This is a genomic window from Streptomyces xantholiticus, assembly GCF_014651015.1.
GTDB classification, from domain to species: Bacteria; Actinomycetota; Actinomycetes; order Streptomycetales; family Streptomycetaceae; genus Streptomyces; species Streptomyces xantholiticus.
The window spans coordinates 170639-191599 of sequence record NZ_BMWB01000015.1; the positions used below are offsets into that span (position 1 = coordinate 170639).

The 20961-nt window shown below is 69.3% G+C and carries 21 protein-coding genes and 1 pseudogene; 17 read left to right on the forward strand and 5 right to left on the reverse strand.

The window, feature by feature from the left end; genetic code table 11:
* Positions 1 to 70: 70 nt before the first annotated feature.
* Positions 71 to 1636, forward strand: coding sequence for an FAD-binding oxidoreductase (locus IE198_RS22080; RefSeq protein WP_189889240.1), 1566 nt, complete (start codon positions 71 to 73; stop codon positions 1634 to 1636).
* Positions 1637 to 1653: 17 nt separating this feature from the next.
* Here IE198_RS22080 and IE198_RS22085 read toward each other — a convergent pair whose 3' ends face one another.
* From IE198_RS22085 to IE198_RS22095, 3 genes are all read right to left on the reverse strand, one after another.
* Positions 1654 to 2370 (reverse strand): phosphatase PAP2 family protein, encoded by a 717-nt coding sequence (locus IE198_RS22085; protein ID WP_189889242.1) that lies wholly within the window; start codon positions 2368 to 2370, stop codon positions 1654 to 1656.
* A 246-nt stretch (positions 2371 to 2616) separates the two neighbouring features.
* On the reverse strand, positions 2617 to 3639 hold the full coding sequence (locus IE198_RS22090) for a C40 family peptidase (protein WP_189889244.1): 1023 nt from the start codon (positions 3637 to 3639) through the stop codon (positions 2617 to 2619).
* Positions 3640 to 3766: 127 nt separating this feature from the next.
* Entirely contained in the window at positions 3767 to 4573 is an 807-nt protein-coding gene (locus IE198_RS22095) for an SAM-dependent methyltransferase (RefSeq protein WP_189889246.1), read from the reverse strand.
* Positions 4574 to 5050: 477 nt separating this feature from the next.
* Here IE198_RS22095 and IE198_RS22100 point away from each other — a divergent pair, with 477 nt between their 5' ends.
* The 10 genes from IE198_RS22100 (at position 5051) to IE198_RS35465 (ending at position 12520) form a co-directional block, all read left to right on the forward strand.
* Positions 5051 to 5902: a helix-turn-helix domain-containing protein gene (locus IE198_RS22100; RefSeq protein WP_189889248.1), complete on the forward strand. Its 852-nt coding sequence runs from the start codon at positions 5051 to 5053 to the stop codon at positions 5900 to 5902.
* Positions 5903 to 5913: 11 nt separating this feature from the next.
* Positions 5914 to 6291, forward strand: coding sequence for a DUF397 domain-containing protein (locus IE198_RS22105; RefSeq protein ID WP_189889251.1), 378 nt, complete (start codon positions 5914 to 5916; stop codon positions 6289 to 6291).
* A gap of 131 nt (positions 6292 to 6422) precedes the next feature.
* On the forward strand, positions 6423 to 6827 hold the full coding sequence (locus IE198_RS22110; protein WP_268246490.1) for a DUF6507 family protein: 405 nt from the start codon (positions 6423 to 6425) through the stop codon (positions 6825 to 6827).
* Complete coding sequence (locus IE198_RS22115; RefSeq protein WP_189889254.1) at positions 6824 to 8932, forward strand: scabin-related ADP-ribosyltransferase; 2109 nt, start codon at positions 6824 to 6826, stop codon at positions 8930 to 8932. Before IE198_RS22110 ends, IE198_RS22115 begins: the two co-directional genes overlap by 4 nt.
* Positions 8933 to 8942: 10 nt before the next feature.
* Positions 8943 to 9344, forward strand: a complete 402-nt coding sequence (locus IE198_RS22120) for a hypothetical protein (RefSeq protein ID WP_189889256.1) — start codon at positions 8943 to 8945, stop codon at positions 9342 to 9344.
* Positions 9337 to 9888, forward strand: a complete 552-nt coding sequence (locus IE198_RS22125; protein ID WP_229834215.1) for a type VII secretion system-associated protein — start codon at positions 9337 to 9339, stop codon at positions 9886 to 9888. The genes IE198_RS22120 and IE198_RS22125 overlap by 8 nt, the downstream gene beginning before the upstream one ends.
* Positions 9889 to 10036: 148 nt before the next feature.
* Positions 10037 to 11446, forward strand: coding sequence for a DUF6177 family protein (locus IE198_RS22130; RefSeq protein ID WP_229834216.1), 1410 nt, complete (start codon positions 10037 to 10039; stop codon positions 11444 to 11446).
* Between the two features lies 1 nt (position 11447).
* Positions 11448 to 11639, forward strand: coding sequence for a DUF397 domain-containing protein (locus IE198_RS35460; RefSeq protein ID WP_229834217.1), 192 nt, complete (start codon positions 11448 to 11450; stop codon positions 11637 to 11639).
* A 274-nt stretch (positions 11640 to 11913) separates the two neighbouring features.
* On the forward strand, positions 11914 to 12084 hold the full coding sequence (locus IE198_RS22140) for a hypothetical protein (RefSeq protein WP_189889258.1): 171 nt from the start codon (positions 11914 to 11916) through the stop codon (positions 12082 to 12084).
* 211 nt (positions 12085 to 12295) lie between these two features.
* A complete protein-coding gene (locus tag IE198_RS35465) occupies positions 12296 to 12520 on the forward strand; it encodes a hypothetical protein (protein WP_229834221.1) in 225 nt (74 codons plus the stop codon).
* Here IE198_RS35465 and IE198_RS35470 read toward each other — a convergent pair.
* Positions 12430 to 12646 (reverse strand): annotated as a pseudogene (locus IE198_RS35470) (aa3-type cytochrome oxidase subunit I); the annotation flags it as partial. The gene IE198_RS35465 and the pseudogene IE198_RS35470 overlap by 91 nt on opposite strands.
* Positions 12647 to 13100: 454 nt before the next feature.
* Here IE198_RS35470 and IE198_RS22150 point away from each other — a divergent pair.
* The 6 genes from IE198_RS22150 (at position 13101) to IE198_RS22175 (ending at position 20229) form a co-directional block, all read left to right on the forward strand.
* A complete protein-coding gene (locus IE198_RS22150) occupies positions 13101 to 13409 on the forward strand; it encodes a DUF8827 family protein (RefSeq protein ID WP_005315450.1) in 309 nt (102 codons plus the stop codon).
* Positions 13410 to 13539: 130 nt separating this feature from the next.
* Positions 13540 to 14388 carry a DUF8175 domain-containg protein gene (locus IE198_RS22155; RefSeq protein WP_189889260.1) on the forward strand — a complete coding sequence of 283 codons (849 nt, stop codon included), beginning with the start codon at positions 13540 to 13542 and terminating at the stop codon, positions 14386 to 14388.
* The gene (locus IE198_RS22160) at positions 14378 to 15670 is read left to right on the forward strand and encodes a hypothetical protein (RefSeq protein ID WP_189889262.1); all 1293 of its coding nucleotides are present in this window, start codon (positions 14378 to 14380) and stop codon (positions 15668 to 15670) included. Before IE198_RS22155 ends, IE198_RS22160 begins: the two co-directional genes overlap by 11 nt.
* Positions 15667 to 17223: an SCO6880 family protein gene (locus IE198_RS22165; RefSeq protein ID WP_189889264.1), complete on the forward strand. Its 1557-nt coding sequence runs from the start codon at positions 15667 to 15669 to the stop codon at positions 17221 to 17223. The genes IE198_RS22160 and IE198_RS22165 overlap by 4 nt, the downstream gene beginning before the upstream one ends.
* 11 nt (positions 17224 to 17234) lie before the next feature.
* A complete protein-coding gene (locus IE198_RS22170) occupies positions 17235 to 18647 on the forward strand; it encodes an ATP-binding protein (RefSeq protein ID WP_189889266.1) in 1413 nt (470 codons plus the stop codon).
* 1 nt (position 18648) lies between these two features.
* Positions 18649 to 20229 (forward strand): type IV secretory system conjugative DNA transfer family protein, encoded by a 1581-nt coding sequence (locus IE198_RS22175; protein WP_189889268.1) that lies wholly within the window; start codon positions 18649 to 18651, stop codon positions 20227 to 20229.
* Between the two features lie 24 nt (positions 20230 to 20253).
* Here the strand turns inward: IE198_RS22175 and IE198_RS22180 are convergent, their stop codons facing one another.
* Positions 20254 to 20793, reverse strand: coding sequence for a GNAT family N-acetyltransferase (locus IE198_RS22180; RefSeq protein ID WP_189889270.1), 540 nt, complete (start codon positions 20791 to 20793; stop codon positions 20254 to 20256).
* Positions 20794 to 20961 lie beyond the last annotated feature (168 nt).

Consider the following 20961-nt stretch of genomic DNA (forward strand, 5'->3'; position numbering starts at 1 on the left):
TGCCCCGGCGACCTGACCCACGACGGGAACCTGCCGGCCACGGGAGCCGTCTCGTCCCCCAGGAGGTTCCATGGAGCTGGACCGGCGGCAACTGCTGACCACTGCTGTCGCCCTCACCGCGGGCGCGGCTGTGGGCTGTACGAACCAGGAGGCAGGCGCTCCGCCGCGCACGCCGGCCCCGACCCGTACCCTGCCGACGCCGTCGGCCACCACGACCGCCGCCCCCGACTGGGCAGCCCTCGCCCGCGGTCTCGACGGGCAGCTGATCCGACCCGGCGACGCGGAGTACCCGAGCGCCCGGCAGCTCTACAACACGCGCTTCGACTCACTGAAACCGGCGGCCGTCGCGTACGTGGCGGGCGAGGACGACGTGAAGGAGTGCCTCGCCTACGCCAGAGCCCACGGCACCCCCGTCTCCATCCGCAACGGCGGCCACTCCTACGGCGGCTGGTCCTCCGGAAACGGGCGCCTCGTCATCGACGTCTCGTCGCTGAACCGGATCGAGTCCGACGGCTCGGTCGGCGCCGGCGCCAAACTCGTCGACGTCTACAACACCCTCGCCCGGCACGGCCGCACCGTCCCCGCCGGTTCCTGCCCCACCGTCGGCGTCTCCGGCCTCGCCCTCGGCGGCGGCCACGGCGTCACCTCCCGTGCCTACGGGCTGACTTGCGACAGTCTGACCGGAGCGACGATCGTCACCGCCGACGGCAGGCGGCTGACCGTGGACGCGGACGAGAACAAGGACCTCTTCTGGGCCCTGCGCGGCGCGGGGAACGGCAACTTCGGCGTCGTGACACGGCTCCGGTTCCGTACGCATGCCACGCCCGACACCGTCTCCGCGTTCCTCAACTGGCCGTGGCAGCAGGCCGAACCGGTGCTCGCCGCATGGCAGCGCTGGGGCCCCGACCAGCCGGACGAGATCTGGTCCTCGCTCCACCTCGCCGCCGGCCCCGGCGGCTCCCGGCCCACCCTGTCCGTCGCCGCCTTCACCCTGGGCTCCGGGAGCGACCTGCAGAACGCACTCGACCGGCTCGTGGACGCGGTCGGCTCGCCCGCGACATCCGTCGCCCTGCGGCCCCGGAGCTATCGCGACGCCATGCTCGGCTACGCGAACTGCCTCTCCCTCACCGAGGAGCAGTGCCGTCTTCCGGGCACCACCCCGGGCCGCGACCGGCAGGGCGCCCTGCCCCGGGAGACGTACGCCTCCGCCTCCGACTTCTACGACCGCGACATCGCGGCCGGCGGGCGGCGCGCGCTGATCGCGGCGGCGGAGGCGTTCACCCGCCTCCCGGCGGCCGCGGGCGGCGGCGGTTCGATCGCGCTGACCGCGCTCGGCGGCGCGGTCAACCGGGTCGATCCGCTGGCGACGTCGTTCGTGCACCGGCGCTCGCGGATGCTGGCCCAGTACATCGCCGCCTGGCGGCCGGGGACCAGCGGGACCACCCAGCAGGCGTGGCTGAAGGACACCCACGCGTCGATGCGCCGGTACGCGTCAGGAGCGGCGTACCAGAACTACGCCGACCCGAATCTGGCCGACTGGCGCCGCGCCTACTACGGCCCGGCCCTCGACCGGCTCACCCGCCTCAAGCGGCGCTACGACCCGGACCGCCTCTTCGACTACCCGCAGGCGCTGTAGACACCTTCAGCGGTGGCTCAGGCAGCGAGCCCGTTCTCGTCCTGGTCCTCGACCCGTGGCTCCGGGACACCCAGCGTCTCCGCCCGCAGCGAGGAGCCGGCCGCCGCCCGCTTCGACCGCACGAGCCGGCCGAGGTGGCGCGAGGCAGCGATCGCCGACACCAGCGGCGTGAGCAGCGCGAGGGCGAGCGGGGCGAGCAGCAGTGCCACCGCCGTACCGAGCGCGAATCCGCCGATGACATCGCTCGGATAGTGCACGCCCATGTAGACCCGGCAGAAACCCGCGACGACCGCGAGCCCGAAGGCGGCGAGCCCGAACCTGCGGTGCGCCACGAACAGCGCGGCGGCGATCGCCATCGCCAGCGTCGAGTGGTCGCTCACGAACGAGTAGTCGGTCTTTCCTGCGACCAGGACCTCGAGGCCCTCGTGGTCGACGAAGGGCCGCGGTCTCTCCACGAAGCCGCGGATGGGGATGTTGATCAGCAGCGCGATACCGGCGGCCAGCGGGGCCCAGACCAGTCCGGCCACCGCCGAGACCGACTCCTCCGTGGTGCCGCGCCGGCGCACGCTCCACCAGCACCAGAGCACCACCAGCACCATGGCGACCATGGTCCCGTACTCGCCGACGAGCTCCATGGTGCGGTCGAGCCACGTGGGTGCGTCCTTGGCGAGGCCGTTGATGTCGTAGAGCAGGCCGACATCCGGGTTCAGCCCGTCTGCTGCGAGTCCAGCCATCTGCTGCGGCCCCTTGCCTTGTGCCTGCCGGCGCACGTGCCTGTGCGCCGCCTATCAACCCCCGTGGTCGGTGCGGCGTCTGCCGCACGGTCAGTGCGGCCTTCTCTGCACAGGGAACGACGTGATCGGCGGGAGCGTTCCCTTCTCCACCGAACGAACACGATCACGTTATCGAAGAGTGACAAGTCGTCGCAGCTCAGAGCCCTGCGACAAGTGTCGCTTTCTGGCCAATCCTCCTAACGTGGCTCAGGATTCCGGTGCCTCGGGCAGGTCCGTCGGCAGTGCCCTCGCACCGTCCTCGGTGACCCGGGTCGCGCCGAAGTAGTCCGGCGTGTCGATCTTGTCGAACCTGATCACCGCACCGGTGTACGGGGCGTTGATCATGTATCCGCCGCCGACGTACAGCCCGACGTGCCGAATGGCTCGTGAGTTGGTCAGATCGTCGGAGAAGAAGACCAGATCACCCGGCAGCAACTCGTCGCGGGAGGGGTGCGGACCCGCGTTGTACTGATCGTTGGCCACCCGCGGCAGCTCGATCCCGACCGTGCGGTATGCCGCCTGCGTCAGACCCGAGCAGTCGAAACGCCCGCCCTGCTCGGGCGTCCCGTTCCCGCCCCACAGGTACTTGGTGCCCAGCTTCTGCTGGGCGAAGTAGATCGCCCCGGCCGCCTGCTTCGACGGCTCGACCCGCCCCACCGGCTTGGCGAAGCTCTTCTCCAGCGTCCGGATGACCTGCACATAGTTCTGCGTCTCGCGGTACGGGGGAACACCGCCGTACTTGATGACCGCATAGGCGCCCGCGTTGTACGCCGCCAGCATGTTGTCGGTCGGATCACCCGGCGCCTTGCGAACATATCCAGCCAGTTCACAGTCGTACGAGGCCGCCGACGGAATCGCGTCCGCCGGGTCCCACACGTCCCGATCGCCGTCCTTGTCCCCGTCGATCCCGTGCGTCGCCCAAGTGCCCGGGATGAACTGCGCGATTCCCTGAGCGGCGGCGTGGCTCTGGGCCCTCGGGTTCCAGCCGCTCTCCTGGTACAGCTGGGCGGCGAGCAGCGCGGGGTTGATGGCCGGGCAGAGATTCCCCCACGTCTGCACCAGCGACTGGTACTTCGCGGGCACCGCACCCTTCGCCAGCCCCACGGCCGCGTTCTTGGCACTGCCGCCCAGGAGACCGGCGGCAGCGGAATACGTCCCGACGACCAGCAGCGCGACGAAGCACAGACAGGACCCGATCGACAGCCCAGCGATCAGCCACGCCTTACGCACCGTCAATCACCCTTCAGCGCCGGGTAGTCCGCCTGGGCGCCAGTGTAGGCGGCCGCGCTCCTCCCGTGGAGGCGCTCACAGGGGCGCACGCGCACCGCCCGGCCGCCCACGCTGCGTCCTGGCCGGATCACGCCTTGCGGGCCACGCCCCCGTACATCGCCACGTCGGCCGGGGCCGTCAGGTCCTGCTCGTCCGGACGCCAGCGGTTGCACGACACCACGCCCGGTTCGAGCAGTTCCAGACCGTCGAAGTAGCGGGCCACCTGCTCCGGGGTGCGCTGGGTGAGGCGCGGGGTCCCATGCTCGTTCCAGAAGGCGACGGCCTCGTCCACGTCGGGCATCGACGGGCTGGTGATCGTGTGCGACAGCGCGAGATGGCTCCCGGACGGCAGCGCGTCCATGAGCCGGCGCACCACGGCGTACGACTCCTCGTCGTCCTCGATGAAGATGACGACACCGAGCAGCATCAGGGCGACCGGCTCGGCGAAGTCGAGCGTCTTCGCCGCCTGCGCCAGGATCCCGTCCGTGTCCCGCAGGTCCGCGTCCAGGTAGTCCGTGCGGCCCTCGGTCGTGCCGGTGAGCAGTGCCCGCGCGTGGACGAGGACGAGCGGGTCGTTGTCCACGTACACGATGCGGGCGTCGGGCCGGATGCGCTGCGCCACCTCGTGGGTGTTGTCCGCGCTCGGCAGCCCCGTGCCGATGTCGAGGAACTGCCGGATACCTGCCTCGGTCGCCAGATGCCGCACGGCCCGGCCGAGGAAGCGCCGGTCCGCGAGCGCGTAGTCGCCGATGCCGGGGTGCAGCTCCCGGATCTGGTCGCCCGCCTCCTGGTCGACCGGGTAGTTGTCCTTGCCGCCGGTCCAGTAGTTCCAGATCCGGGCGGTGTGCGGGCGTGTGGTGTCGATCCGGTCCTGGATCTTCGCGTGGTCGGTCACAACCGGAACGGTAGTCAACTCCCCGCCGGATCAACAGGGTTCGCCTTGCGCTCGGTCAACGGTCGGTCGGGTCCGCACCCCCGTCGCGTATTCGGGGAGGTGGCCGGTGGCAGCGGGAAGTCGAGCGGCTCGGGAAGCCTGACGTCCACCCGAACTTCCCGCTTGCCGCAAGGCGGTAGCCACCCGGCCCTGGATCGGTGTGCCGGCGAGCGATGCCGGGGGCCCGGTGGTCCTGGGGGAGTTGAAGGGCGCAGGTCCAGGGCGCGGCTACGGTGGTGGTCATGGAAGTCTCCTCGACGGAGGGCGGGTTGAGTGGCTGTGATGCGTGCCCGGTGACAAGGTCGCTCCGTCGAGCGGGGTGCTTCCAGGCGGGTGGGCCTGAGAGACACCGCAGGGTGCCCCATGGAATGCATTCCATGGATTCCAGTGAATTGATTCCAGTTACTCTCATGTGGGTGACATGGTCCGGGAGAGTTGATGACGCCGAGCTCCACTCCAACCGCCCGCCGCCGGCGGCTTGGTGCCGAGCTGCGCAAGCTGCGGGAGCGGGCAGGCCTCACCGCGACACAGGCCGCCACACTCCTGGGCGGCAACCAGGCACGGATCAGCAACATCGAGGCCGGTCGCTACGGCGTAAGCGCTGAACGCGTACGCACGCTGGCCTGCCACTACGAGTGCTCGAACGCAGACCTCGTAGAAGCCCTCGCAGCCATGACCGGGGAGCGCAAACGCGGTTGGTGGGAGGAGTACCGCGAGCTCCTGTCCAGCGGGCTGCTCGACCTGGCCGAACTCGAACACCACGGCAAACGGTTGCGTACCGCGCACACCTCCGGCATCCCCGGCCTCCTCCAGACACGGGAACACGCCCTGGAGGTCATGCGCCAGGTCGTGCCCCCGCTGCCACCACCCGACGTGGAACACCGCCTGTCGTTCCGCATCAAGCGGCAGTCGGTTCTCTTCAGGGAAGAGGCCGTGCCGTACCAGGCAATCATCCACGAGGCCGCCCTGCGCATGAGTTTCGGCGGCCGCTCCGTGGCCGGTCGACAGCTCCAACACCTCTTGGACATGGGACAGCACGCCCACATCACGGTCCTGGTCCTCCCCTTCGAAGCAGGCGCCTTCCCCGGGTCGGGCCAGCCGCTCTACTACGTTCACGGCCCGGTGCCGCAGCTCGACACGGTCCAGCTGGACCAGGCCCACGGAATCGTCCTGCTGGACGCAGACGCACAGCTCGACAAGTACCGCCAGGTCTTCGCCCGGCTGGAGAGCCTCGCCTTGGACGAGGCTGCGTCCGCGGACCTCATCCACACCATCGCCAAGCACCTGTGAGAGGACCCGACGTGCTTGTAGACAACTGGCAGAAGTCGTCGTACTGCGGCGAAGGCGAGTCCTGCGTACACGTCGCCGCCGAAGGTGGCTCGGTCAAACTGACCGAGAGCAGCGATCCGGGCGGGGTGATACTCCACACCACCGCGGACGCCTTCGCGTCACTCACCCACGCGCTCAAGACGGGCAGCCCGAGCCCGTACATAGACGTCGCCCACACCCCCGACGGCCTCGTCCGCGTCGGCGGGGTCGTCACGACGACGCACGAGAAGTGGGACGCGTTCGTGCTCGGCGTACGAGCCGGTGAGTTCGACCACTTCGGCCGGGGCGCCGCCCGTCAGTGCAACAAACTGATGCCCAGCAGCCCCGTCCCGGCCGGTGGTGGACGGTAGGCGCATTGGCCGGAAGTGCGTTGCTCGTACGGTTGTCCGACTGCTAGAGATGAAGATCCGCTGTCGGTGGCGCGGACCATACTGGACGCCGTCGACGGGTGCATCTGCCGGCGGGTTCACGGGGGTTGGTTGTGACGGGGTGGGACATTTCGCCTGGGGGCGTGCAGTCGGTGGTCTCCCAGGTGCGGGAGGCTGCCGGCGGCATGAGCGCCGGGATCAAGCTGTACGGGACGGCGCTTCAGGGAGCGATGGAGTCCGCGGGTGCCCTGACCGTCGACGGCGGGAGCGCCGCAAACGGCGGCCGGGCCGCCGGTCTGGTGGCGGTGGCGCTGGGTCAGTTCGCCGAGGGGACGGAAGCCGACGTGGCCTTTCTGCCGCTGCGCGCGAGCAATTCGGCGAACGGCGCCGTCGAAGCGACCAACGCGTACATCACGGGGAACCTGGAACAGGCGTGGAACGCACAGCGGCAGGCCATGCTGGCGCCTGATGTCACTGCGCTGCTGCAGGCCGCGCGCGACCGGGCGGCCCAGCGGTGATCAGCGCCGAGAAGATACCCGTCTTCACCGGCGATCTGGCCGAGCTGGGGCGGGAGATCATCGCACTGCGGCAGGCGGCGAAGGGAGTCCGGGAGCACGGCGGCGACGTCCACACCCGCTTCCAGCACCTGGCCGCCTCGTACCGCGCCCCCGAGGCAGGGCAGCTGTTCGCCACGACACAGGCGGTCCAGGACGGGGCGGGGCGCTTCGCCGACCGGCTGGAGACGGTGGCAGGGGCACTGGAGTCGTACGCGGTCGAGGTCGTCGAGATCGTCAAGCAACTGGACATGCTGCGCTGGCAGGCCACCGTGTTCGTGCAGTCGGTCCAGCACGACGACGGGCCGCTCGACAACTGGCGCAAGGACGAGACCAAGGCCGCCGAGCACCAGGCGATCTGGGACGGCGTGAACGCCGCGGTCACCGCGTTCCAGCAGGCCGAAGTCGCCTGCGCCGACAAGATCACCGCGTTGGTGGACGGCACCCAGTGGCACATCAACGACGGCAGCGGCAAGCAGCAGAATCCGTACGGCTTCAGCGCCGAGCAGCTCACACAGGCCGACTCGCTGCCCTGGGGCACTCCGGAGCACCGCGAGATCCTGCCGTTCGGGATCGACCACCACCTGGAGCAGGCCGGGATCAGCATCGTCGACAACGCCGTCGGATCGGTCAAAGGACTGATCGACCTCTTCAGCCCTGGAGAGGACGGCGGCGCGGCCCGCGAGGGACTGCTCCGGGTGATCGTCGGCGCCGAGGGCTATCTTCTGGACCCGCGCGGCGACCGCGACGACATCGCCCCGGCCCAGAAGAAGCTCATGGACGACAGCAAGCCCCACGCGAAGGAGTTCGCCAAGGCGTTTGTCGGCTGGGACGACTGGGACACCAACCCCGGCAAGGCGGCGGGCACGGTCATCTTCAACGGCCTCACCCTGGGCGCCGGGCCGCTCGGCGCGGCCTCCAAGGCCGGCTCGGCCGCCGGCAAGGCAGGCACGGCCTCCCGCATCGCGGGCGCCGCGGCCAAGGTCGGCGAGGTCCTCGACCCCATCGGCGCGGCAGCCAAGACCGCCGGCGCCGCCGCCCGCGCACTCCCCAAGGTCGCCGACCTCACCGCCGGCGTCCGCGCCGCCACCGACGCGGCCACCGCCTCCGACGCCGCCCACAGCGTCATCGAATACCCCTCGGGCGCTCAGCTGCGCATCGAAGACGGCCGGTTCATCCCCGCCAACAAGGGCGTCCCCGACACCACCCCGGCCCCACCCGAAGCGGCGGCCGCCGACCGGACCCCCTCGATCGAGCTCCCGAGCCGCCTCGAACTCGTCGGCGCAGGCGCCCGCACACCCGACGCCACCGCCCACGCGGGCGACGGATTGCCCCCGCAGGCCAGTCACGAGGCGCCGCAACCCTCCACGGGCGGTGGGAGCGGCGCCCCCCAGCACACCGACAAGGCACACGACTCCGGACATGGGGCCGACAGCTCAGCGCAGACGAGTCACTCGGGTGCGGGGCAGGGCGGTTCGGCCGCCCACCATGCCGACCTTCCCGATGGGACGCATCAAGGCAGCAGTGGCACCGGAGCCGCTGGCGGTGGCGGTGGCAACGGTGACGGTCCGGCTGAGCCTTCGACGACCGGAGTGCCTGAGGGCCAACCAGATCGTATGGCCGCGGCCACAGATCGCACCGTTGACCTGGACGGCTTGGGAATGCCTGTCGTCTGGCGCACGGACGACATGCCGTTGTACCGCAGTGACAACCGCAGCCCCGAGGAGATATTTGAGAGCGGGTTCGATTCTCTTGACCCTTCGCGCGTGGATCTCAAGGAGTACGTCGAGGAGAGCGACGCTTCTGCTTTTGTCAGCACATCCTATCGCGACGATATAGGTGACGAGTTCGGAGGGAAATACACATACGAGATCGAGGCACCAGGCGGCATCGATGTAAACTCCTCAATGGGCGATCACCCGCTCTCATACGAGAAGGAGGTGGCATTCCCAGGCGGAATTCGCCCCGAATACATCAAGGGTGCCGCCCCGTACAACTATGCGACGGGCGAGCTTGGAGACTTCATTCCGAACCCCAACTACCGCCCCGAGGCCGAACGTGTCGAGTAGCCCAGAAGTCTTGTACGACAAAGCAATCACCCTGGTCTCCGATAGAGACACCTTGACGGGAAAGCTCGTCGCCACATACTCCGGAGCCGACTACACCGTCCAGGTCACTTATCATGAAGGCGCATCAGAGCATACGGCATGGAACTTGTTTGAAGCGTTGACTCAAGTGCGAACCGACCTCGAACGCTATGGGCTGAAACCAGCGCTCGAGGGGGCCTGTCGGGACGTCTACCCTAGTAGGATGGCCCTGGAAATGGGGGGCGGCAGGAGAGCTCAACGGTGGTCGGATATAGGGCGCCTCGCGACAGTGGACATCTTCGAGGACGTGTCAACCACAGACTACGAACGACTCTCCTATGTGACCGAACAGCAAGATCTCGGCAGGCGACACAGAAGGCGCAAAAATGGCTGACCCACGGATGGCAACACCGCCGGTGACCGACGCAGCGCGCCGGGAGGCGGCAAGCCATCCGGGTTCCTGGGTTTATGCCATTGACCCGTTCTTCGACTCAGGCGAAAGGGTCCCCCCTTACGGCATTATCGGCGCATGGAAAGTCGACAATCTCGGCCATATCACTGACGAGTTCAAGAGCAACCCGAACTACCGCCCGTCACCTCGCAGCCTCGGCATGCCAGACCCCACTGACGCGGTAGATTCTGCGATTCAGCTTGCAGCTGCGGGTTACACGGATGACTCCGCCGTGCGAGACGCACTCCTGGCGGCCACCCTCTTCTTGGTTCCAGACGCAGAGGTAGTGCGCACCGAAAGCCAAGAAATCATCCTCGCATATACGAGCACGCATCACGCTCCACGGTCGGCGCCCGACCTGAAGTCAATTCAGTTCAAAGATCTACTCTCAAGACTCCCATGTCATGCGGTTATTAGACTGAACCATGAAAGTTCAGCCTCGGCGCAAATCCCCATTGCGGATCTGAAGCGAGTCGAAGGTGCCTGAGAGGCTGGATCGGCTAGAGCTGATGGGATCTTGCGCGGCCGAGTGAGCCTGCGCCAGCCGAATTCCGTTTCGAATGTCCCCGCAGCTGTTGATCATTCAGGCGGTGCTGCAAGCAGCAATGGCCGCCGGCCACGCTCGAAGGAAGCTTGTGACACAGGACGTCATCGCCCTGACCCCGGCCATGCCGGACGCCCACACCATGCTCGCCGGGTTGTACGCCGGTGGGCCCGATCTGCGGGTGGGCAGCAGCGGCGGGGGGGCCGTCGTGCATCTGCACACACACGACGGGCAGTGGGTCGCGACCGTAGAGGTGCCACTGCTCCTCCAAGTGGAGGGTGAGGTACGCCGATTGCTCGGCACGGGAGCCGGAGCGGAGGCCCCCGTGTGGTGGACCGAGGTGCGGGCGACGGCGGCGGTGTCCGAGGCCGGACGGCTGGCCGGTTCGATGGCCGGGCGGCTGACCTCGCTGCTGGGCGGATCCACTTGGCCGGCCGAGGCCGCACACACCGACGTGGTCGTCCTCCCCTCAAACGAGGACGGCGCCTCCGACCCCTATCCGCTCGGCGTCGACGTCCTCACCCGGCGCGCCGCCGTAGTCCTCCAGGACCGCCCGGTCATCGCCGCGACCACGTGGCTCACCGACCTGCTGCAGACCAGCATCTCCACAGGCCGTGAACTGCAGATCGTCACCCCATTCACCAGTCGGCTCACTCTGCCCACTCGCACCCTGCTGACCAACGTCCCCGCCCGCTGGGTGGTCCACGACACCGAAGGCGGGTACTACGACGGGCTGAGCGGCGCCGTCCTCCATTGGCACGAAGGCCGCTTTGCACCAGCCACCACACCAGAGGGCCACACCCCGATCGCCGATGCGTTCCAAGCCGACCCCAGCACCACCGGCGAACAGCAGCTTCACCTCTCCATCCGCACCACCCATCCCGCCACCGACGGCCTCCTCCTCGGCGGCGCTCTGGAGGCCGCCTGGCAGACGCTCACCGGCGCCCCACCCGCCGGCTGGGCGACCGCCGAACCCGTCAACCTCCCGTGGTCACCCCGGCAGCTCACCGAACTGGCCCGCACCCGCGCCCAGAAGGGCGCCCCGACATGGTTGATCGCGGTCGGCTCCACCGACAGACCGGCGATGGCAACCTGCCGCATCGTCCACACACCCGCCGGAATCGAGGAACACATCACGCTCGCCTCCGGTCACACCACGGGCCAGCCACCGCTACTCGACGCCCTCCCCGAGCTGGCCGAGACGCTCGCCTCCCGGCACAACCTCGCCTCGATGCTCGCCCACCTGCGCCCTGCCCGCGCAGATCTGACCACCCCGCCCCACCACGAACCGCCCCCGGTCCCGCTCTCCTTCACCCTCGGCCCTGACGCCATACGCGCCATGGGCCGCACCCACGCCGAAGCAATGCACCAACCGCGCCCCACACGCCTCGGCCCCGCCGCCCGCCCCGCGCTGTACTACGCCCTCGGTGACGGCACCGACCCCACCGCCTGGCGGCACCTCCAGCGACTCAACCAACACTTGACCGGTGAGAGGACCTGACGTGCTTGTAGACAGCTGGCAGAGGTCTTCGTACTGCGGCGAGGGCGACGCCTGCCTGAACGTTGCTGCGGACGCCACCGGCGTCGTAGTCACCGAGAGCAGCGACCCGGGTGGAGTGATACTCCACACCACCCCGGACGCCTTCGCGTCACTCACGCACGCGCTCAAGGCCGCAGCCCAAGCCCGTATATAGACGTCACCCGCGCCCCCGACGGCCTCGTCCGCGTCGGCGGGGTCGTCAGGACGACGCACGAGAAGTGGGACGCGTTCGTGCTCGGCCTACGAGCCGGTGAGTTCGACCACTTCGGCCGCTAGCCACACACTTCCGCCCAGACCCCGAAAACTGGTCTGGACCTGTTGCCGCTACTCTGTGTCACACAGCCCAGAAGGCTGAAGTCGACCCACGGTCAAACCCCCTGCCGGTGACCACGGCAGGGGCCGGCAACACAGCACCACAGGAGCAACACGTGAAGAACGCTGCGAGCGTGACGGACACACCCGACACCAAGGACGCACGCAACGGGGGAAGGACAGGCCGCCGCAACGATGACTCCGGCGGCATGGTCGCCACGGTGACCTTTGTCGTCCTGCTCGCCGTCGCCCTGGGCCTGCTCGGCTACATGGTGATGAGCGGCTGAACAGGCGGTCCGACCCCAAGTAGACCGCCCCGACCACACGGTCCCCCATCAGGAAGGCAGGGTGTGTGCTGCGCACGCCCTGCCTTCCTGGCGTCAGGCGTCTCCCTCCCCGGTGAGCACCACCCTTCGCCGCGCTGTCGCTACGCCTGCCACCCGAGATGGCTGAGGACGCGAGATCCAGGTCGCCGGCGACGGCGACAGCGTGGACGCGATGCCGGCCGAGTGGCGGAGCGAGTGGCCGGAGCTGGACGTGTCGTCCAGCGAAGTGATCGCCCGCCTGCTGCGTGCGGCCCAGTTGCTGGAGGACCTGTTCGCGACGCGGCTGCGCCACGCCGGCGACATGCCCATGATCTGTGTGCCCGGCCGGGCCATCTCGGCGCGCATCAGCAGCGCCGTCAGGCCACCGACGCAGAAGAAGAACGAGGTGGCCAGGTAAAGCGTGCCGATCTTCTTGTGGTCGGTGGTGGTCACATGCGCGATAGACGCGGCCCGGCGAGCGGCGCTGTGCCGGAGGGGTCGCCTGCGGCGACCCGGCGGGCGGTGACGGAGCGGGCAGGACCACGGCAATCCTCCATGCCTGCGAGATCTCCGGGCGTGCGGTGCTGGCACACCGACCAGCCCGGCCACACGGACCCATGCCACAAGCCGCGATGTCGCGGCTCGCGAGGGCACCGCCGCCGATACCGACGCCGACCGCGCGGCCTCTGCAGGGGTAAAGGAGCAGGACCTCAGCCGAGGCGTCACCCATACACGCGCAAAGCTGCCCAAAGGTGGAACAACGACAGTCATTGCCCGAAGTCACCCTCCGTGATACACAGAGTGACCATGCACACTGTCGCACCGACCCGAACCGCGCTGCCGCAGGTCAGGGCAGCCGCTTCGGTCATACGTGCGGAGATCGGGTAAAGAGACCCTCGAAGTCGGCGTACGCGGGCGGTTTCATCAGCGAAGATAGAACCCAAGGCCTGTGCCGAGCGGCGTGGGCGGCGAACAACCCAACAGGGGCGGTGAGTTACATGATCCTGGCAGCGGAAAAGGGCGACATCACCACCATCATCGGCGGAATCGCCCCGAACTGGGGGCCGTTCGGAAGCCTGGGCAACGAGGCTCGGGTGATGATCGAAGTCGTGATGGCCATTGCCATCCTCCTCTGCCTCGGAATCGCGATCTGGGGAGCGGCCAAACAACGCATCGGCGCGACGGCGCTGCGCGACACGTTCAGCGCCGAGCAGGGCAAGGGCCTGATCGTCGCCGGCCTGACCGGCGTCTTCATCATCGGGTCACTGGGGACCTTGTTCACCATCGTCTACGGGATGGCCGTCTGACCGCCCGTCAGTCCTCTCCGGGCATGCCCGGGCCCACCGTTCGAGGTTGCGTCTCCCTGATGTCGAGTCACCACACCGTGTCCACGCGGCAAGCAGTACGTCCACCACTGGTTGAGGGGGCCTGGGCGACATGAGCCTCGGCGACGATCACGGCTACGGCGGCGAGCCGGGCGGCGGCTCCGGCCAAACGCGTACCCGCCTGCCGGGCAACGGCGACACGGACGTCTACGGAGGCGCGCGCCGCCCTGCACGCAGCAGCTCCCGCTCGCTCATCACGGTGGTGGGCGTGGTGGTACTGCTGATCGCGGCGATCGCGTTCGCCAACCGGGGAGGTGGCGGCGGGAGCGACGACGACGCGCCGGCCGGCGCCGCGAAGGCCCCCACGTCCCAGCCGACGGCACCGACGGGCGTGCGCCCGGTCAAGGGCAACGCCGACGGCATCCCGACGGGGTACGCGCAGGACGAGCAGGGGGCGCAGAGCGCGGCGGCGAATTACGCGGTGGCGTTGGGGTCGGACGGCATGTTCAACAAGGCCCGCCGCGACCAGATCGTGAACACGGTGTACGCACCGGACGTCGCGGCTGCGCGGCGCAGTGATCTCGACCGTGTCTACTCCAGCGAAGGGTTCCTCACGGGTATCGGTCTGAAGCCGGACGGCACGGCGCCTGCCGGGTTGATGTTCATCACCCGCTTCAATCCGGTGGGAGCAAGAGTGGAGAGCTTCACGCCTGGCAGGGCGAGCGTCTCCGTCTGGTACTCAGCCCTCTTCGGGCTGGCGGGCGAGGGCTCCCAGAACCCGGTCTCCGAGAGCTGGTACACCAACACCTTCGACTTGAGATGGGTGGACGGTGACTGGAAGGTCGCCGACTTCACGCAGAAGGACGGCCCAGTGCCAGTCGGCCGGGACCAAGCGGCTTCAGGTGCCGAGGAGATGGCGGACGCCGTGCAGCAGTTCGGAGGCTTCACGTATGCCCGCTAATCGCCGTGCCCTCTCGTTCGCAGCAGCATTCGCCACAGTGCAGGCGGGCACAGTGGTGTTCGCGACTCGAGCGTTCGCCGACCCGACGCCCACACCGAGCAACGACCCCTGCGACCTCATCCGTGGCCCCGCCCGGGACTACTGCGACGACGGCGAAGGCCCCACCAACCCCACCCGCCCAGGGCTCGACGCCGACCCCGCCGCCGCCCTCGACCCCCTGTCCTCCCTCGCCCGCGGCTGCGCCGACGCCGCGTCGTGGACGATCGGGAAGCTGTCGCAGGCCGTCGAGTCGACGGCCACCGTCGACTTCACGAACCTGACGTTCCTCGCCCACTACGCCATCGTCTTCGCCGCCGCGTCCATCCTCACGCTCCTCCTCTGGCTGCTGGCGGTCGCCAAGCGGGCGGTCCGGGGCGTGCCGTTCGTGACCGCGGTCTCGGAAGCCATCGGCTTCCTGTGGCTGAGCGTCCTCGCTTCCGCCTTCACGCCCCTGATCCTCTACACCCTCGTCTCGGTCACCGACAGCGTCACGGAGGTGATCGCGGGCGGTACGGCGCAGCAGACGGACATGTTCTTCGGGAACTTCTCCAAGGCCCTGGCCAAGGGTGACGACATCGGCGGCGGGCCGATCATGCTGATCGTCGTCTCACTCGTGACGATCCTGGCCGCCGGTGTGCTGTATCTGGAGCTGTTCATCCGGGCCGTGCTGCTCTACGTCGGTGCGCTGCTCGGCGTCGTCGTCTATGCCGGACTCGTCGACAAGAACATGTGGGGGCACGTCCGCCGCTGGGCCGGGATCATGATCGCGATCATCCTGGTCAAGCCGGTGATCGTGATCGTGCTGGGCCTCGCGGGGGCGCTGTCCGCCGACGACGGGCCGGACTCCTTCTCCGCCGTCGTGTCCGGGCTGGCGATCATCCTGCTCGCCATCTTCGCGTCCGCGATGATCTACCGATTCGTCCCCGGGTTCGGCGACGAGATCGCGGCCTCACGCAACAACCGGATCCAGAACGGCGCCGAGAGCAAGGCGGCCGCCGTCATCAGCTCCCCCGCGGCGCTCGTGTCCCAGGGCATCAAGACCCACAGCTCCCGCGGAAACCAGAACACCGGCGACGGCAGCAGCAGCCCCCGCCCCGCCAACCCCGCTTCCGGCGGCATGGCGGCCCACGGCAGCCGCTCGCCCCAGTCACCGGCGGGCGCCGCCCCCGCACCCCGTAACAGCAGCCCGACCAGCGGGACCCCGCACAGCAATCGCAACAGCACAGGAGGTGGCCGGCGTTGACGACCCAGTCCCAACCGATCACGCCCCGCCGCACGTACCTCATCGGCCGTGCCCGGCCGAACGCGGTCATCGGCAAGAACCGTGAGACCGGCGAGATCGCGCTGATCATCGCCGGCGCGTTCCTCGGCATGATGAGCGGGCTGCTGGTCCCCGTCCTGTCACTGCGCATCGTGCTGCTGATGGGCTTCCCGATGCTGGCACTCGCCGCCGTCTATGTGCCCTACAAACAGCGCACCTTCTACAAGTGGTTCGAGATCAACCGCAGCTACAAGCGGACCCTGCGCAGCGGCGGCACCCTCTACCGTTCCACTGCCGTCGAGGCGGGGACCCGGCTCGACGGCCGGGAGGTCGAGATCGGGCCGCCGCCCGGCATCGGGCGGATCAACTGGCTCGCAGCGCCGTTCGGCCCCGACGAGATCGCCGTGCTGCTGCATGCCGACCGCCGGACCGTGACCGCCGCGATCGAGATCGAGGGCCCCGGTGTCGGCCTGCGGGACAGCGAGGACCAGGAGGCGCTGGTCGACCGCTTCGGAACGCTGCTGAAGCACGTGGCGAACGGCGACGGGTTCGTGACGCGGCTTCAGATGCTGGCCCGTACGCTGCCCGCCGACCCGGACGCGCACGCCAAGGACGTCGCCCAGCGCGGCGACCGGAACGCCCCCGGCTGGCTCCAGCAGTCGTACGACCATCTGCAGTCGATGGTGTCGACCTCCAGCGAGCAGCACCGCGCCTATCTCGTGGCGTGCATGCACTACTCCCGCGACCTGGCGGCGGAGGCGCAGGCCATGGCCCGTGCCGCCAAGGCGGCGACCGGGACGAAGCGGCTCGACAAGGACGCCGGTCTCGCCGTCGTCATGGCGCGTGAGCTCACCGACATCTGTGCCCGGCTGGCAGAGGCGGACATCCGTGTACGGCAGCCGCTCGGCCAGTCCCGGCTCGCCTCGCTCGTGCACTCCATGTACGACCCGGACCACCCCATCGACCACATCCAGGCGATGTCGAAGCGGAACGCCTGGCCGGCCGAACTGGACGCCGTGGAGCCCACGTACCTCCAGGCGAAGACGCGTGAGTCCTCGACCCGGGCACCCTGGTGCCACTCGACCGCGTGGGTGAAGGAGTGGCCGATGACTCCCGTCGGCGTCAACTTCCTTGCCCCGCTGCTGGTCCACACCCCGGACGTGATCCGCACGGTCGCGGTCACCATGGACCTGGAGCCCACCGAGGTCGCCATCGAGCGGATGCTCACGGAGAAGACCAACGACGAGGCGGACGCCAGCCGTGCCGCCAAGATGAACCGGACCGTCGACCCGCGGGACATCGCTGCACACGGCCGGCTCGACCAGCGGGGTGAAGATCTCGCGAGCGGTGCGGCAGGGGTCAACCTCGTCGGGTACATCACTGTGTCGTCGCGTTCTCCCGAGGCCCTGGCCAGGGACAAGCGCACGATCAGGGCCTCCGCCGGCAAGTCGTACCTGAAGCTGGAGTGGTGCGACCGCGAGCACCACAGGGCCTTTGTGAACACCCTGCCGTTCGCGACCGGCATCCGCCGATAGGGGCCCGTGTGATGCGAGATCCGCTGTCCGTCCTCACGGATGCCTTCACCTCCTTCCTCTTCGGGAAGGTGGAGACCACCCGCCTGCCCGTCCGTACGTCGACGGGCCAGGCGCAGGCCGTCTACCTGCCGACCGCCGCACCCGGCCTCGGCGACTCGGGTGTGATCATCGGCCGCGAGGTCTACAGCGGCAAGGGCTACATCTACGACCCTTTCCAGCTCTACGGGCAGCAGCTCCCCGCCCCGCACTGGCTGGTGCTCGGCGAGTCCGGCAACGGCAAGTCCGCCCTCGAGAAGACGTACGTGCTGCGGCAGTTGCGCTTCCGCGACCGCCAGGTGGTGGTCCTCGACGCGCAGGGCGAGGACGGTGTCGGCGAGTGGAACCTCATCGCGCAGGAGCTGGGAATCACTCCCATCCGGCTCGACCCGATGACCGCGCGCGACGGCGGCATCCGCCTCAACCCGCTCGATCCGTCGATCACCACGACCGGTCAACTGGCGCTGCTCCGCACGATCATCGAGGTCGCCATGGGCCACGGCCTCGACGAGCGGGCCGGCTTCGCGCTCAAGGTGGCGCACGCGTACGTCAACGCGAGCATCACCGACCGGCAGCCGGTCCTCACCGACATCGTGGAGCAGCTGCGCCACCCGGAGGCGGAGTCCGCGGAGGCGATGAACGTCGACATAGACGATGTCCGCGCCTGGGGTCTCGACGTGGCGCTGGTCCTGGACCGGCTCGTCGACGGTGACCTGCGCGGCATGTTCGACGGGCCGACCACCGTGGGCATCGACCTGGACGCGCCGCTGATCGTCTTCGACCTGTCGCACATCGACCGCAACTCCATCGCGATGCCGATCCTGATGGCGATCGTCGGTGTCTGGCTGGAGCACACCTGGATCCGGCCCGACCGCAAGAAGCGCATCTTCCTGGTGGAGGAGGCGTGGCACATCATCAACAGCCCGTTCGTCGCGCAGCTCTTCCAGCGGCTGCTGAAGTTCGGGCGGCGGCTCGGTCTCTCCTTCGTGGCGGTGGTCCACCACCTGAGCGACGTGGTGGACGGCGCGGCGGCGAAGGAGGCCGCGGCGATCCTCAAGATGGCGTCGACCCGGACGATCTACGCGCAGAAGGCCGACGAGGCACGGGCCACCGGACGCGTGCTGGGCCTGCCGCGCTGGGCCGTGGAGATCATCCCGACGCTGACTCCCGGTATCGCGGTGTGGGACGTCAACGGCAACGTGCAGGTGGTCAAACACCTGGTGACAGAGGCGGAGAGGCCGCTCGTCTTCACCGACCGCGCCATGACGGAGTCGTCGGTGCCCGCGGTGCCGGAGCACGTACAGGCAGCGGAGTGGGAGGCGGAACAGCGCGCACGGCTCGTCGAACAGCAACAACTGGACGAGTCGTCAGAGTCGACGGTGGCGTGAGATGTACGAGGGCGGCCGTGCGGAGCGGAGCCGGGAGCAGGACGGCAGACGACGTGAAGGGGGCATCCCCGACGGCCTGTTGGTCGGTCTGCTGGCCTTTCTCCTCGGGCTGACCCTGCTCGTCTGGTCGGCGACGGGCCTCGCCGGCCTGTTCGCGCACGGCGCCTGGCCCACCGGAGTCACCTTCACCCACACGCCGGCAGCCATGCGGGCGCTGGCCTCTGCCCCTGACGACCTGGCGGCCGCCTGGCCCGCCACGCCGCCCGGGGAGCTCTCCGGCTACGGCCTGTTCTGGGGGCTGCTGATCGGGCAGTTGATGGTGCTGATCGTGCTGACGGTGTTCACGCTGGGCACCTTGGCCCGCTGGCGCGCGGTGCGTGCCGCGGCGCATGAAACCGGGCGCGTACGGAGCCAGGAGCGAGAGCAGAAGCTTCTCGCGGCACGGGAACAGGGCGCGTCGCAGGAGCGGCCGACTCCTGAACGCTCCGCCGAGGAGCGGGGACGGGTCCAGGAGCACACGCCCGTCCCCACCGGTCCCGCCGTGGAAACGCTCCTCGACCCGGTACCCGGGACGCCGGCCGGGGCGACCGCCCCGGCTCCTGGAGCCACCGCGGCGGCCCCCGCGCCGCTGCCCACCGTCCCAGCCCCGCGCACCCGCACCCCCCGCGTGCTGTACGGAGATTCCGCCAGTCGGCGGCCCGCGGCCGTCCAGGCGCTCCTCGACGCGGACGGCCCGGCGCTCGTCGTCACCTCAGACCCCGCGGTGTGGGCCGGGACCAAGGACGCGCGCGCCAAGCTCGGCCCCGTACTGGTCTACGACCCGGGGCACCTGTGCGACACCCCGGCCCGGCTGCACTGGTCCCCCACGACCCACTGCGAGGACGACCGGACGGCCGCCGCCCGAGCGGGGGCCATGCTCGCCCCCGTACGCCCCCGGGCACTCATCGACACCGCCGTGGCGGACACGGCGGAAACGCTCCTGCGGTGCTGGCTGCACGCAGCGGCCGTCGACGGCCGCCCGTTCCGCCAGGTCCACCGCTGGGCCCATGGCAGCAGCGCCCATGAGCCCGTACAGATCCTCCGCACCCACCCGAAGGCCGCCGGCGGGATCGCCGGGCTGCTGGAGTCGGCGCTCACCGGCCACCCGGAACGCCGGGAGATCGCACAGCAGTTGATCGTGCGGGCGCTCTCGGCGCTCTCTTCCGTCCACATCCGCGAGGCATGCACTGCCAACCGAGCGGATTCGCTCGCCCTGGAATCATTCGTGAACGAAGCGGGCACTCTTTACTTGGTGGGTGAACCGATCGAGGACCCTCGCACCCATCCCGGCGCCATGGCCCTGCTCACGGCGCTCGCCGCAGACGTGGTCGAGCACGGCCGCCGCATGGCCGCACGGTCATCCGACGGTCGGCTCGACCCACCAATGACGCTCGTGCTCGATGACGTCGCCGCCGTCGCCCCGCTCCCCGGCCTCCCCGAGCTGCTGGCGACCGGCAACGACCAGGGCCTCCCCACAGTCGCCCTGCTCCGCTCCCCCGAACAGGCCCGCTCACGCTGGCCCGCGCCACTGCCCCAGCCCTGATGAGGCGCAACGCTTGAGGCGGCGCTACCGCCGGATCTCGTACTCCAGAGCCATCTCGTCGTCCGGCACCGGCGTACTGGCGCCGCTCGGGACGAAACCGACCTTGCGATAGAGCGCGGCGGCCCGGGCATTGTCCGAATGGAACAGCAGCCGCACCCGCTCGACGGGCGGGGAGTCCAGCGCCCAAGACCACTCCAGCGCGGCACGGAACAGCCCCTCCGCGAGGCCGCTGCCACGCGCCTCCTGCCGCATGAACACGCCCACCACGTGCGTCTGCTCGACCTGTGCCGGCCTGCCGATGCGGGCGCTGCCCTTGTGCTCGACCAGCACGCTCGCCGTACCGTCCCACCGCCCGTCCGCCGCCTCGGCCACGAACTGGACGACGTCCACACCGGCGGCGGCCGACGACGTACGCTCCTGCCAGTGGGAATCGGGCTTCCCGAGAGCCTGCTCGTACGACTCGTAGAAGGCTATGGGGGCAAGAGGGTCCTGGAGGGCCTCGAGCCGCAGATCGCGGGCCTTGGCCCACTCCTCGGCACGCACGCGCCGGATGACGTGTTCCATCCCCCGATAATGGCCCTGCCCCGCATCCCCGGGCAACGCCGTTTCCGCATCGTACCCAGGTATCACGCCTGCTCCCCGACTGCCCTTCCCGATGGAATCGGCTGGACGGTACGAGGGTGCCTTGAACGCAGGAAAGCCCCGGAACGGTGTTCCGGGGCTTTCCCACAA